Source organism: Neorhizobium galegae bv. orientalis str. HAMBI 540, from assembly GCF_000731315.1.
Taxonomy (GTDB): domain Bacteria; phylum Pseudomonadota; class Alphaproteobacteria; order Rhizobiales; family Rhizobiaceae; genus Neorhizobium; species Neorhizobium galegae.
In genome coordinates, this window is sequence record NZ_HG938354.1 from 1,368,670 (window position 1) to 1,381,248 (window position 12,579).

At 58.5% G+C, this 12,579-nt stretch carries 11 protein-coding genes and 5 pseudogenes; 6 read left to right on the forward strand and 10 right to left on the reverse strand.

The features are described from left to right. Positions 1–21: 21 nt before the first annotated feature. Positions 22–189, forward strand: a pseudogene (locus RG540_RS33380) (SOS response-associated peptidase); the annotation flags it as partial. Positions 190–236: 47 nt separating this feature from the next. On the opposite strand, the gene RG540_RS29080 reads toward RG540_RS33380, so the two are convergent. The 7 genes from RG540_RS29080 to RG540_RS29110 all read right to left on the reverse strand — a co-directional run bounded on the left by RG540_RS29080 (position 237) and on the right by RG540_RS29110 (position 7,263). Beyond that, the gene (locus tag RG540_RS29080; protein ID WP_155414783.1) at positions 237–530 is read right to left on the reverse strand and encodes a hypothetical protein; all 294 of its coding nucleotides are present in this window, start codon (positions 528–530) and stop codon (positions 237–239) included. A gap of 637 nt (positions 531–1,167) precedes the next feature. Continuing rightward, positions 1,168–1,917, reverse strand: coding sequence for an ABC transporter ATP-binding protein (locus RG540_RS29085; RefSeq protein ID WP_041365705.1), 750 nt, complete (start codon positions 1,915–1,917; stop codon positions 1,168–1,170). Next, complete coding sequence (locus tag RG540_RS29090) at positions 1,914–2,801, reverse strand: ABC transporter ATP-binding protein (protein ID WP_041365707.1); 888 nt, start codon at positions 2,799–2,801, stop codon at positions 1,914–1,916. The genes RG540_RS29085 and RG540_RS29090 overlap by 4 nt, the downstream gene beginning before the upstream one ends. A 1-nt stretch (position 2,802) precedes the next feature. Beyond that, positions 2,803–3,699 carry an ABC transporter permease gene (locus RG540_RS29095; protein ID WP_041365709.1) on the reverse strand — a complete coding sequence of 299 codons (897 nt, stop codon included), beginning with the start codon at positions 3,697–3,699 and terminating at the stop codon, positions 2,803–2,805. Further along, on the reverse strand, positions 3,699–4,757 hold the full coding sequence (locus tag RG540_RS29100; RefSeq protein WP_080725131.1) for an ABC transporter permease: 1,059 nt from the start codon (positions 4,755–4,757) through the stop codon (positions 3,699–3,701). Before RG540_RS29100 ends, RG540_RS29095 begins: the two co-directional genes overlap by 1 nt. An 18-nt stretch (positions 4,758–4,775) precedes the next feature. Beyond that, entirely contained in the window at positions 4,776–6,374 is a 1,599-nt protein-coding gene (locus tag RG540_RS29105) for an ABC transporter substrate-binding protein (protein WP_046601468.1), read from the reverse strand. 121 nt (positions 6,375–6,495) lie between these two features. Continuing rightward, positions 6,496–7,263 carry a GntR family transcriptional regulator gene (locus RG540_RS29110; RefSeq protein WP_080725132.1) on the reverse strand — a complete coding sequence of 256 codons (768 nt, stop codon included), beginning with the start codon at positions 7,261–7,263 and terminating at the stop codon, positions 6,496–6,498. A 90-nt stretch (positions 7,264–7,353) separates the two neighbouring features. Here RG540_RS29110 and RG540_RS29115 point away from each other — a divergent pair, with 90 nt between their 5' ends. Both RG540_RS29115 and RG540_RS29120 read left to right on the forward strand, forming a co-directional pair. Beyond that, positions 7,354–8,601 carry a glucarate dehydratase family protein gene (locus tag RG540_RS29115; RefSeq protein WP_041365713.1) on the forward strand — a complete coding sequence of 416 codons (1,248 nt, stop codon included), beginning with the start codon at positions 7,354–7,356 and terminating at the stop codon, positions 8,599–8,601. A gap of 62 nt (positions 8,602–8,663) precedes the next feature. Further along, positions 8,664–9,178: pseudogene (locus RG540_RS29120) on the forward strand (ribonuclease activity regulator RraA); the annotation flags it as partial. Positions 9,179–9,333: 155 nt separating this feature from the next. On the opposite strand, the pseudogene RG540_RS33710 reads toward RG540_RS29120, so the two are convergent. After that, a pseudogene (locus RG540_RS33710) lies at positions 9,334–9,405 on the reverse strand (winged helix-turn-helix transcriptional regulator); the annotation flags it as partial. A gap of 311 nt (positions 9,406–9,716) precedes the next feature. On the opposite strand from RG540_RS33710, the gene RG540_RS29125 reads away from it, so the two are divergent. From RG540_RS29125 to RG540_RS29135, 3 genes and pseudogenes are all read left to right on the forward strand, one after another. After that, on the forward strand, positions 9,717–9,989 hold the full coding sequence (locus RG540_RS29125; protein ID WP_041365715.1) for an AbrB/MazE/SpoVT family DNA-binding domain-containing protein: 273 nt from the start codon (positions 9,717–9,719) through the stop codon (positions 9,987–9,989). After that, the gene (locus tag RG540_RS29130) at positions 9,986–10,390 is read left to right on the forward strand and encodes a type II toxin-antitoxin system VapC family toxin (RefSeq protein WP_041365717.1); all 405 of its coding nucleotides are present in this window, start codon (positions 9,986–9,988) and stop codon (positions 10,388–10,390) included. Before RG540_RS29125 ends, RG540_RS29130 begins: the two co-directional genes overlap by 4 nt. 242 nt (positions 10,391–10,632) lie before the next feature. Then, positions 10,633–10,995: pseudogene (locus RG540_RS29135) on the forward strand (IS110 family transposase); the annotation flags it as partial. A 5-nt stretch (positions 10,996–11,000) separates the two neighbouring features. Here RG540_RS29135 and RG540_RS32695 read toward each other — a convergent pair. Then, positions 11,001–11,123: pseudogene (locus tag RG540_RS32695) on the reverse strand (IS3 family transposase); the annotation flags it as partial. 112 nt (positions 11,124–11,235) lie between these two features. Next, positions 11,236–12,417 (reverse strand): AraC family transcriptional regulator, encoded by a 1,182-nt coding sequence (locus tag RG540_RS29140; RefSeq protein WP_041365719.1) that lies wholly within the window; start codon positions 12,415–12,417, stop codon positions 11,236–11,238. Positions 12,418–12,579 lie beyond the last annotated feature (162 nt).

The window sequence follows — 12,579 nt, forward strand, 5'->3', positions numbered from 1 at the left end:
GGCACTGAGTCTTATCTAGACTCCCTGCTGACGATGGAGCCGGGGACGGACATTCCCCCTCACCACGACCGGCAGATCGTCATCTTAGAGCGCAACGCCTGGACTGATTGACTCGACCCGACAATCTCTGCGAAGTCGCTCATCAGGCCCCTCCGGAAAGGGACGCTGGCGGTGGAGGAGGTCGGCTGACCGGAGGCAAGAGCGCCCGCGAACGCTTTCCTCAGTACTCTTTATGATTAGACTGCCTTGGCGCCCACCGCGTTTGCGAGCCTCTGACGCAGCGCACGCGCTGGAGATGCCGAGGGCAAATGATGACTGACCGCACCGGCGAGTGAAAGGAGAAACGAACTTCCAACCGAAGGAGACAACACGCCGCTTGCCTTCGTAGCCATGAAATCGAAGGGCTTCAGCGGCATTTCCTTGATAAGGCGCACCAGATCAGCCTGCATGACCGCAGGAACCACATTTGGCGAATATCGGAAGCCGTCGGGAAAAGAGGGCGCCTGCTCCTTAAACAAATCTGCCTGCATGGGTATCACCATCCTTCTTCGAAGCGAGTTTCTTTAGACACCTCTCGGCGGAGCCTGACTTATGACGATGATCTCGCCCGTCACGCCGGCGTCGTCTCGGAAGTCATCGTTTGCGTTGCGCACGGATGGATGGGCTGGTGCGGTCGGATCGGTTTCATCGCCTCCAAACCAAGGAAAATGTTCTCGGTTCCTGGAGCGTCTGCTCGCACAGTTTGTCGATTGAGCTAATGAAGCAAGAGCCGCATGTTCGACCTGTTTCGAATATTCCGGCCGATAAGATACGTCTTTCAGACCATTGCCCTCGCAGCTTAACCATAAGGGATGGATGAAGGGATCGGGCCATTACAAGGGATGGAACAGCGGACCCACCGTTTTGCCTGCCATTTCTGGGGCCCTCAAGCGAACTCGGCTTCTCCTTGATTCGAGGCTCCGGTAGGCCGGTTAGACGGCAACGCCGGAATCCGGGACCGACAGCCCCCGGCGCGCGGGTCCGCTCTTAAACCAGCGACCGCTCTAGCGCCGCTTTTGGGCAGTTAAATGTGAAAGGTCTTGAACAAATTCCGACCCACGACCTGCGTTCTGTTTGCGCGCCGTTATAAGCTGCTTGTGAGCAATAGCCAGGTAAGCGGGAAAGCAACTAAGCCGCCAATCGGAGCTTGCTACTTTCGATCAGCTCGCGCGTATAGGGCTCGCTGACGTTTCCGCGTCGCAGATCTGTCGCGTTTAGTTCCTCCAGAATCTTGCCGCTCTGCATAACGGCGATACGGCTGCACATATGTGCCACGACAGCAAGATCGTGACTGACCAAAAGGTAGGTCAGTCCGCGATCGTCGCTCAGATCGGCGAGCAGGTTGAGGATTTCGGCCTGGACAGAGACGTCGAGTGCGGATGTCGGCTCGTCGAGAAGAACGACATCCGGTTGAAGGATTAAGGCCCTTGCGATGGCCACGCGCTGCCGTTGCCCGCCCGAGAGCTGGTGAGGAAATCGTTCCGCGAAGGCCGGATTTAGCCCGACCGTCCGCAACGCGTCGGCAATCCTTGACTTTGAACGCTCCATACCCTGGGCACGCAGCGGTTCAGACAGGGCCATACCGATCGTGTGCCGCGGATGAAGAGTTCCGTAGGGATCCTGGAAGACCATTTGCACCGTTCGGCAGTCCACACCGTGGCGGACCCGCGGAGCACGCTTGCCCGCGATATTGATCGATCCCGTCCACCCCCGCTCCAAACCCGCGACACAGCGCAGCAGGCTGGACTTTCCGCAACCGCTTTCGCCGACAATTCCATAAGTCTCGCCCTTCTGCACTGAAAAGCTCAAACCGCCGAGCGGATGGACGCGGTTGTTTGCTGTGCCGAAGGACAGTTTCAGGTCGCGGATCTCGATCATAATATGCTGTGCTCCACGATAATGTCCTTGGCCCAGGATGCATCGCGCGCCATTACGGGAAGGCGCCGCAATTCGAGGTCGAGCCGGGGCAGGCTAGCAAGCAGCCCCTGGGTATAGGGATGGCGGGCCTGCCGCAGGGCGGTGGCGGGCAGGCTTTCCACCACCTGTCCCGCATACATTATCAGCAGCCGATCGCAGAAATCCTGCGCCAGGTTCAGGTCATGGGTGATGAAGATCAGGCCGATCTGCTGCATCGTCACCAATCGGTCGAGCAGTTCCAGCAGCTTGCGACGCACCGTGACGTCCAGTGCCGAAGTCGGCTCATCGGCGATGATGATCCTGGGATTGGCTGCCAACGTTGCGGCGATCATGATGCGCTGGCCCATGCCGCCCGACACCTGGTGGGGATAGAGATCGTAGACCCGTTCAGGACCGCGAATCTCCACGGCTTCCAGAAGTTCCAGAACTTTGTTGCGCCTCCCCCTTCCGCCAAGCTTGAGATGCAGGGCGACCGCCTCACCAATCTGGTCGCCGATCCGCATAGTCGGATCAAGCGCGTATTTCGGGTCCTGCATGATCATCGAGATGCGGCTGCCGCGAATGGCAAGCATCTGTTTTTCTGAGGCCCGGCCAAGATCCGTGGTTTCGAAGCGCATCTCGTCGGCCGAGACGTCGGCAACCGACGGCAGCAGCTTCAGGATCGCCCGGCCGAGCGTCGACTTGCCCGAACCCGATTCCCCGACGATGCCCAGCTTCTCTTGAGACAGATCGAAGCTGACATTGCGAAGAGCCCGAGTTGCGTCAGAGCACTGACCGAACCTCACGCTGAGGTTTCTGACGCGCAGAAGCGGTGTGGTTTCGCGAGTGGGGTTGGGAATTGACATGTCAGCCTTTTCGCGGGTCGAGCGCATCACGTAGCGCATCGCCGATCAGGTTGAAGGAAAGACTGGTGATCAGGATAGCCACACCCGGAAAGGCCGCGACCCACCAGTGGTCGATCATCACCTTGCGTCCGGTCGAGATCATCGTGCCCCATTCGGCGCTTGGCGGTTGCGCGCCGAGACCAAGAAATCCGAGGCCGGCCGCCGTCAGGATGACCGCGGCCATGCTCAGCGTGACCCTCACGACGATCGACGGCATGCAGAGCGGCACGACATGCGCGAGAATGATCCGGAACGACGTGGCGCCGTAGACGCGGGCGGCGGCGATGAAGTCGGAGTTGCGGATGGTCAGGGTCTCGGCCCGCGCAAGGCGCGCAATTGGCGGCCAGGCGGTAAGCGCGATCGCCAGCACCGCGTTTTCGGTGCCCGCGCCAAGTGCTGCGACAAAACCGAGCGCCAGTACCAGCGACGGCAATGCCAGAAAAATGTCGACAATGCGCATCAGCACCTTGTCGACCCAGCCACCGAAATAGCCGGCGCAGACGCCGATGATGAGACCGATTGGCGCGACGAGGACCGATACCGAAACGACGATCAGCAGCGTCATGCGGGCACCATAAAGCAACCGGCTGAAAACGTCGCGGCCAAGCTCGTCGGTTCCGGCGAGATGCGCGGCGCTCGGCGGCAGCAGTGTCGAGGTCAGCGACTGCAGGTAGGGATCGTAAGGAGCAATCAGCGGTGCTAGCAGGGCCAGAACGATGAGGAGGCAAACAACGCCGAGCCCCAGCATGCCCGACAGGTCGGCGCGGAAGATGCGCCAGAATGACGGCAGGCGGCTGGTCTGCAGCGTCTCAGGCGGCACGGCGGCAGCGTCCGCCTTTTCGGCAATACCATGAAGCATCAGCGTGTCCTTGGATCGAGAATCTTGTAGAGAATATCGCTCAGCAGGTTCAGCCCGAGGAAGATGGAACCAATCACCAGGGTGGCGGCCATGACGGCGTTCATGTCCCCAATCAGCAAGGCGTTGGTGAAATACTGGCCAAGTCCCGGCCACGAAAACACCGACTCGATCAGCACCGTGCCTTCGAGCAGCCCGCCATAGGCGAGTGCCAGCACGGTCAGCAACTGTACCCGGATATTGCGGAACGCGTGGTTCCAGATCACCTGTCGACGCGATAGGCCTTTGACGCGCGCGGCGGTGATATATTCCTGGGTCAACTGGTCGAGCATGAAACTGCGCGTCATCCGGCCGATGAATGCGGTCGAACTGTAGCCGAGAATGCCTGCGGGCAAGACGAGATGGCTGATCGCATCCCAGAAGATCTCCGTCTCGCCAGCCAACAGCGAGTCGATGGTGATGAAACCGGTTACCCGCTGTACGATATCCATGTTGTAAAGGCTGATCTGGCCTGACCCACCGACCCAGTGCAAGGCGGCGTAGAATACGATTAGCCCCATCAGGCCGAGCCAGAAGATCGGTGCGGAATGGCCCATCAGCATGACGATGCGCAAGATATGATCGAGTGGCTTGCCGCGGTTGACTGCGGCGGCGACACCAAGCGGAATTCCGAGCAACGCGCCGATGACGATCGCCGTCGTCGCCAGCTCAACCGTTGCCGGAAAAACATTGAGGATATCGCTCCAGACCAAGTTACCTGTCAGTCGCGCCCGGCCGAAATCGCCCTGCAGCGCATCACCCATATAGATGAAGAACTGCTGGATCAGCGGCTTGTCATAACCCATTTCCCGGGCGACCTGCTGGTAGGTCGAAGCGTCCGCTTGATCGCCGACGATCAGCAGCACGGGATCGATTGGCAGGATGCGGCCCATGAAAAATATGATCACCAGCAGACCGACGAAGGCAATTGCGATGCTGACAATCGGACCACCCGCGGCGCTGGCCAGCTCTCGAAGGCGCTGGCCGCGCGATTCACCGTGCGGAGAAGGGATAGCGGACATATCCGCTCCTTTCGGCTGCTATTTCTGGCTCTTGCTGACGTTGTACCAGTACGGCGAGCGTGACTGCTGATCGGCAAGCCCCTCGACATTGGCGCGAATTGCGCTCGGCTGGGTGGCGGCCGCCACCGAGAAAAGCGGTGGCGACGAAGACAGGAATTTTTCTTGGATCTGCTGGTAGAGCGCCGTGCGTTTGGCTTGGTCGCCCTCGGAACGCGCTTCGGATGTCAGCTTCGTCAGCTCCGGAATATCCCAGGATGTGCGCCAGGCAAGGCTTGCCGTTTGCGTACTTTTCGGACTGTTGTCGAAATTGCTGGTATAGGCCTGGATGGCGCCGAGCACGTTTGGCATCTGGCCGCCGCTGCGGCCGACGATCATCGAGAACTTGCGGTCCCGCATCTTGCCGTACACCTGGGTTCCGTTCCCCTGAACGATCTCGACCTTGATGCCTGCCTGTGCCAGCGTGCCCTGGATCGCCGTGGCGATATCGACAAAGGGGGAGTCCGAGAGGACCAGCATCTGGGTGCTGAAACCGTTCGGATATCCCGCTTTTGCCAACATTTCTTTTGCCTTAGGGATGTCCAGCTTGTAACCTGGATCGGCGATCGCGCCCGGGTATTCCGCCGGCACCGGCACTTGCCGCTTGACGCCGTAATCTCCGACGACGGCAGTGCCGATGCCATCATAGTCGATCAGGTAAGGCAGTACTGCGCGCACGTCGGATTTAGCAAAAATCTCGTCGGCAGTGCTCACGGCCAGATAATAGAACCCGCCGCTGCCGACCTTCTGAATTTTCATCTGCTCATTGGTAGCCATCGCCTTCAAATCCGGCGCCGACAGCGAACGGGCAACATCGATATCGCCATTCTCGATTTGCAGGCGCTGGCTCTGCGATTCCGGCATGTGGCGGATGACGATGCGGCGCATTTTCGGCTCGCCACGCCAATAGGCATCGTTGCGATCGAGGATGACGGCGTCATTGGCGCTCCAGCGACGCAAGATGAACGGCCCCGAACCGGCCGAATTGTTGGTGAGCCAAGCGCGCCCAAGGTCGTCGCCCTGCTGGTGTTCGATAACCGTCTTGCTGTCGACGATATTGCCCACGGTGCGGGCCAACGTATAGAGGACGATTTCCGGGTTGATTTTGTCCGACTGTTTCAGCACCACAGTTTTTTCATCGGGGGCGCTAAGCAACGTGTCCAGACTTTCGGCCGAATAGCCGATTTCGCGCATGAAAGATGCCGGACCGCGGTTGAGCTTCATCACCCGCTTCAACGACCAGACCACGTCCGCGGACGTCACCGGATTACCGGACTGGAATTTTGCATTCTGCCGCAGCGTGAACGTCAAGGTACCATCTGCAGCCACGTCCCATTTCTCCGCAAGCCCGGGCACCAGCTTGCTGGGGGCCCGGGCGTCCATCTCGACCAGCCGGTCATAGAGGTTGTTGAGGACATCGAAGGATTCCGTCTCGACTGCCTCCGCAGGGTCGAGCGTCAGCAGATTGGTCATCGATAGGCCGATGACCAACTGGTCCTTCGGGGTATCGGCGAAAGCCGGAGACAGGGCCGAAGACAGCATGGCCGCAACGGCAAAAGATGCCAGGATGTGTGTACGCATTCTCATTGATCCTCCCGAATGATGCTGGTGGATGGCGCCTCCACGCCATTGCCACAGTATTGTTCCGCGATCAGCGCCTTCAACGCGCCGACGGGAAGCTTTTTAGTCCATATTCTCGGCATCAGCCGGCTATGCCGATCGACGAGCGAGGCGGCGTCTTGCTGACCGATGCTATGAAATTCCAGAGGACGTGGTCCTCGCCGAGCGCCCAGATGCGCTGGTCGACTTCACCCAGATGATCGCGGATGGCCTGCGCTGCGCGTCCTGGGTCACGGGCTGCGATGGCGGCGACAATCGCCTCGTGCTCACGAATGACGATTTCCGTCCGGCGCACGCCGAGGCGATTTTTAAGGCTGCGGATGCGATCGACCTCGACTTTGGCAGCCTCCATGATCGGGATCAGCCCCGGCAGGCCCGCCGCCTTCAGGATGAGTGCGTGAAACGTCTCGTCCAGCAGGAAAAAATCCCAATAGGCCTCGTTCTCCAGCGCTTCGCGTTGCTGCGATATATTGGCCTTCATCTGGATGATATGCTCATCGCTGCGCAACGTCGCGGCTTGGGCCACTGCTGCCACCTCTATATGCAAACGGGCAAAGCACCCCTCGCGAAACCTGTCGATATCGATCGGCGCGACGCGCGTGCCGCTCTTGGGCACCACCGTCACCAGTCGTTCCTCAACCAGCCGGATCAGTGCTTCCCGGATCGGCGTTTTGCTGACATTGAGGCAGGCGGCGATTTCCTTTTCGGACAGCGCGCTGCCGGGCCGCACCCGGACCTCGACGATCGCCGCCCGCAGGGCACGATGGACTTGCTCGACCAGATTACCTTCCGGCACCAGTGACGCAGAGGTCAGCACTTCAGCAATGTCGGACGAAAATTCCAAAGCCATCTGATATCTCCTAGAGAAATCTGAGATACCACATTGCATTAAAAATATGCAAGTGACATAAAGCACAATATCACGATTTTGGGAAACCTCATGCGGATAGACTACGTAAAGCTCACGCCGGTCGCCATCCCGGACAAGCCGCTACTCAATTGCAAGGGTGTCCACCAGCCCTATGCATTGCGCACGGTGATCGAGATATTCTGTGACGATGGAACCGTCGGCATCGGAGAAAGCTATGGGAGCATCAAGGCTCTGGAGGGATTGCGGGAGGCGGCGCCGGCTCTGGTCGGGCTCGACCCTTTTCATCTCAACGAACTGAAGGCGCGCATCCTGAAGGCCCTACCGAATGGCGGCGGCATAAATGCCAAGACGGCCGTCGCCGACCATAAGGTCACCGACGTCGTCTATTCGGCCTTCGAGGTCCCCTGCCTCGATATCCAGGGCAAGGCTGTCGGTCGGCCGGTGGTCGATCTGCTTGGCGGGCCATTACGTCAGGAAGTGCCTTTCAGCGCCTACCTCTTCTTCAAGTTCGCGGGTCATTTCGGCGAGGATGCCGATGACTGGGGCGAGGTCATGTCGCCCGATGCCATGGTCGGCCAGGCGCGGCGTTTCGTGTCTGAACACGGCTTCGTGTCGCTCAAGCTCAAGGGCGGCGTGCTCGAGCCCGATCTCGAGATCGAGACGATGATCAAGCTGCGCGAGGCTTTCCCCCATCATCCCCTGCGCATCGACCCGAATGGCGGCTGGACCGTCGAGACAGCGATCTACATCGCGCGGAAGCTGGAAGGCATCCTCGAGTATCTCGAAGACCCGGTGATCGGCATGGATGCGATGGCGCAGGTCGCTGCCGCGACTTCCATACCGCTTGCCACCAACATGGTGGTGCTCGAATTCGACCAGATTGCCGAAGCCGTTCGCAAGAATGCCGTAAAGATTGTGCTATCGGACCATCACTATTGGGGCGGAATGCGCGCCTCTACCCATCTGGCCAAGCTCTGCGAGACGTTTGACCTTGGGCTTTCCATGCATTCCAACTCGCATCTCGGCATCACGCTAGCGGCAATGACCCATGTTGCGGCCGCCACCCCGAACCTCACTTATGCCTGCGATACCCATTATCCTTGGACCGGCGTAGACATCATCGAAGGAGCGCCTTTCCGCTTCGAGGATGGCAGCCTGACCGTGCCCGACAAGCCCGGCCTCGGCGTTTCTATCGATCAGGAAAAACTCGGGAAATTCGCGGCGCTCTATGAGGTTGCCGGCGTCAGCGAGCGTAACGACACCGCCTACATGCAGCAGTTCGATCCGACCTACGAGCGGCGCGTGCCCCGCTGGTAATCGATCCCGAGACCAGGAATTTTGACAGTGACAGCTAAACTTCCACCGAGACCCGTGAGGAACTGCGCAATGTCAGCACCGCCACGCTGTGCACCGCGCTGTTCAAACGGGGGTTGCGCGACCAGTTCATCCAGGACATCCATCCACTCGGTAAAATCGTTAGCAACATGGTCGGCGAGGCCTTTACTCTCCGCTATATCCCGCTCGCGAAGACCTGAACCCGTTATCCGTATTTCGTGATCGCGGCCATCCACAACGTAAAGCAGTTGAAGACTGCCCCGAAGGCGCAGTTCTTGTGATGGACAGCCGCAAGGATCCGCGCGCCGCTTCGGCGGGGTCGATCCTGGTGACACGTTTGATGGCTCGCGGCGTCGAGGGCGTCGTGACGGATGGCGGTTTCCGGGATTCCTCCGAGATCGCTGAATTGCCTTTCCCGGCCTATCATAATCGACCGTCGGCGCCGACCAACCTGACCCTAAACCAGGCCCTCGACATCAATGTGCCGATCGGCTGCGGTGATGTCGCAGTCTTCCCCGGCGATGTCATGGTCGGCGACGGCGGGATAGCCGCTTTGCCGCCCACGCAATGTCCTAAAAGCGCGCCTAGTTTTTCCACGAGCGCCGTGAAATCCGTAATTTCTCCTTTGACAGTAAGGCATTCCGCGAGGCAACCGCTCGCTACGGTCCGGGAAACGAAGCCAATTTCCTCCAGCTCCCGCAGTGTCAATGCGAGCGCCTTCTGGCTGATCTCGCCGATTTCGCGGCGCAGGGCGTTAAAGCGCAACGGTCCATAGCCCAAGCACACGAACAACCAGCAAGGTCCACTTGTCGCTGATCCGCGCGAGCACGCGGCTCGTGATCTATCAACGCAATCTTCTCTCTGAGAACGCAGCGTTTTCGCGACTTCCTGCGCTCTTGCATTCGTCAAAAGTGGCCCTGAGACGTTTGCAAGCGATCGGTTTGCCTTATCTAGTATGTGTGAAAATCCGCTAAATCCGCTCCGAAAATGTGGCCATCCAAATTCCCCCAGTCAGTTTCTGTAATGCTGTTCATCACCGTGCTTGATTTTGTAACGCTTGGGATATACATTTGGCATATACATAGGAGGCCATCACCGTGCCTATTCCATTGCCTTCATCCCGGCCGAAAGAAGTGAAGCTGTTCCGCAACAATCGCAGTCAAGCTGTGCGCATTCCAGCGGAGTTCGAGTTGCCGGGGGACCGCGTCTTGATTCATCGTGAAGGAAACAAGCTCATCATTGAGCCTATAGCCAGGCCAGCCAACATCATTGAGCTTCTTGCCGAATGGAAGAAGGAGGATCTTCTCGGACCTGAAGACCAGTTCCCGGATATCGAGGATATGCCTGCCAAACCGGAGAACATTTTTTGACCGGGTATTTGCTCGATACGAACATCATCAGCGACATCATACGCAATCCGTTCGGATCGGCTGCGCGTCGCGTCGAAGAGATTGACCCCAAGGAGATCTGCACCAGTATCGTCGTCGCTGCTGAACTGCGATACGGCTGCGCGAAAAAAGGCTCAACCAAGCTATTGGCGAAAGTCGAAAGCATTCTTGAAACGATACCGATCATGCCCCTGGATATGCCCGCCGACATCAACTACGGAGGCATCCGTGCGAAACTGGAAGCTGCGGGAGAAACTATCGGCCTCAACGATATGCTGATCGCCGCGCATGCTTGCGCGTTGAACCTGACGCTCGTGACGGACAACACCCGTGAGTTCCAGCGCATTCGTGGTCTCGATCTGGAAAACTGGCTTGAGCGATAATCGGCGCGGCCGGCTGTAATTTCATCGTTCGGGAACATGCGTATGGTGCAGCGCGTGCACCGCCCGCCAATGGCAGCGTCAGAGCGAGCCAGCACCGCATCGATCGCGGCAAGCTCATCGTCAAGCAGACTGTTGCCCTCATCGCCATCTCCACTCTCCCCTCCTCCAGCCGGATCGGCACGCACCACGCTGCTTCCTTCTCGACGCCGCCAGCGCCACCAAATGATGTTGCAGGCCACGCCTTGCCGACCATTTGTATCGAGACCCGCCACACCAAGGCCTTTCTCAAGACCCAGATCGACAAAACGGATCGCAACGATGCGCGCGGCATCGCGCAGATGATGCGGGTCAATTTGTTTCGTCCCGTTCAGGTGGAGACCCTGACCAGCCAGAAGCGATGGGCGTTGCTGACGGCCCGCAAGCTGGTGCAGGAAAAGGCTATTGCCATCGAGAATGACATTAGGGGGATGCTGCGCAATTTTGGGCTCAAGGTCGGCGTCGTCAGCGCCGCCGGCTTCGAGGTACGTATCCGTGAGCTGATCGAAGACATGCCGGACCTGGCCAGCATCATAGAGCCACTACTGACCGTTCGGAAAAAGCTGCGTGAGACGTCTACCGTCTCGAAGCTCGTCCACGGTCCGCGCCGATGGATGACCTCGGCCTTATAGAGACCGTTGATCGTTTCGGCGAGGGCGTTGTCGTAACTGTCGCCGACGCTTCCGACAGAAGGTTGATGCCAGCTGTGGATATGTTGGCGGTTACCTGACCCCGCCGACGAGATTGCTGGCCCGCTTCCAACGCAAATTGCCCGGAGACAGCTTTCATCAAAGGATCTACTGCCGTCCTCAGCGTATGACCTGTTGCCTCTGATACTCCCGGGGGCTGCAACCCAGCTCTCGTTTAAAGACTGCATGCATGTATTGATTACTGGTGAAGCCGCTCAATTCGGCAATCCTCTCAAGCGATCGCTCACCTTCCTCCAGCATTTCACGTGCGAGTTGAAGTCGAAATGCCAACATGTCGTCGTGGACGGTCCAGCCAAACGCGCGCCGGAAATGGGTTTCGAGGGTCGTCCTGGAAACGCCCACATACGCCGCAACTTGAGCAACTTTGATCCCCTGGCCCGCGAATTGGCGGATATAATGTCTCGCGCGCATGACGTAGGGATCATAGATGGGTTGGTATCGCGAGGATATTTGCGGGTTGAGCCCGGCGGGCGGAATGATGATCCGCGGCTCATCCAGGATAGCGCCCTTCAAACGGCGGTGAAGCATTGACGCAGCGATCTGCCCCATCTTGCGCGTCCCCTGCCGCACGGAGCTAATCGGAATGCGCGTGAGCATACGCAGAAGAGGATCGTCATCTATCCCCACGATCGATACTTCTTCCGGCACCGCTATGTCTGCAAGAATGCAAGCTTGCAAAATGTGGCGCGCGCGTGAATCGGTGACGGCGATAATGCCGATCGGCTTGGGAAGCTCCCTCAGCCAAGCAATGACGTCCGACAAAATCTCATCCCAGTCAGGACCGAACGTGCCTTTACCGCGGAAGATCTCAGGCTTCGTCAAATCGCGGGCGCACAGCTTGAGATACACCTTTTCACGCTCGACGGCCCAACGGTAACGGTGGGCTTCCGGGGATCCGTAGAACGCAAATCGCGGAAGCCCCATATCGACCAGATGGGTATAGGCTTCCGTTACGAGCTTCTCGTTGTCCGTCGCCACATAGGGCACGTTGCGTGGATAATCCGATTCACGCTGGTATGATCCGCCGACGCCGATAACCGGAATATTCAAATCCGACAATGTGGACTCGAAATCCGGATCATCAAAATCCGCTATGATACCGTGTCCCGACCATTCGGAAATTCCATCGACGCTATCGCGAAAATCTTCATGCAGGAGCAGGTCCCATACCGACCGCGTGGATCGAACGTAATCGCACACGCCAGCGATGATCTCTCTGCCGTAGTCGCCTCGAGCCTTTAAAAACAGGGCAACCTGATAGCTGCTGGGCTTTGAGACCAAAACTCTCCTCCTCCGGGGCCGGACTTTGAGTTCATATGATATCTGCCATTCTTATCAATATCGACGTATTGCAAGTGGAATACTGATTTTATGCCAACCTGTTAAAAATTATAACGCCGGTTGAGAAATTGCTTCCTCTAAGGTGCCAGCAAGCCCGCAAGA

Excerpts from the sequence above, each read along its gene's own strand:
- RG540_RS29115 (WP_041365713.1), top strand. The coding sequence starts at position 7,354 with ATGCGGATAGACTACGTAAAGCTCACGCCGGTCGCCATCCCGGACAAG.
- RG540_RS29110 (WP_080725132.1), bottom strand. The coding sequence starts at position 7,263 with ATGGCTTTGGAATTTTCGTCCGACATTGCTGAAGTGCTGACCTCTGCG.
- RG540_RS29080 (WP_155414783.1), bottom strand. The coding sequence starts at position 530 with ATGCAGGCAGATTTGTTTAAGGAGCAGGCGCCCTCTTTTCCCGACGGC.
- RG540_RS29105 (WP_046601468.1), bottom strand. The coding sequence starts at position 6,374 with ATGCGTACACACATCCTGGCATCTTTTGCCGTTGCGGCCATGCTGTCT.
- RG540_RS29095 (WP_041365709.1), bottom strand. The coding sequence starts at position 3,699 with ATGCTTCATGGTATTGCCGAAAAGGCGGACGCTGCCGCCGTGCCGCCT.
- RG540_RS29090 (WP_041365707.1), bottom strand. The coding sequence starts at position 2,801 with ATGTCAATTCCCAACCCCACTCGCGAAACCACACCGCTTCTGCGCGTC.
- RG540_RS29085 (WP_041365705.1), bottom strand. The coding sequence starts at position 1,917 with ATGATCGAGATCCGCGACCTGAAACTGTCCTTCGGCACAGCAAACAAC.
- RG540_RS29100 (WP_080725131.1), bottom strand. The coding sequence starts at position 4,757 with ATGTCCGCTATCCCTTCTCCGCACGGTGAATCGCGCGGCCAGCGCCTT.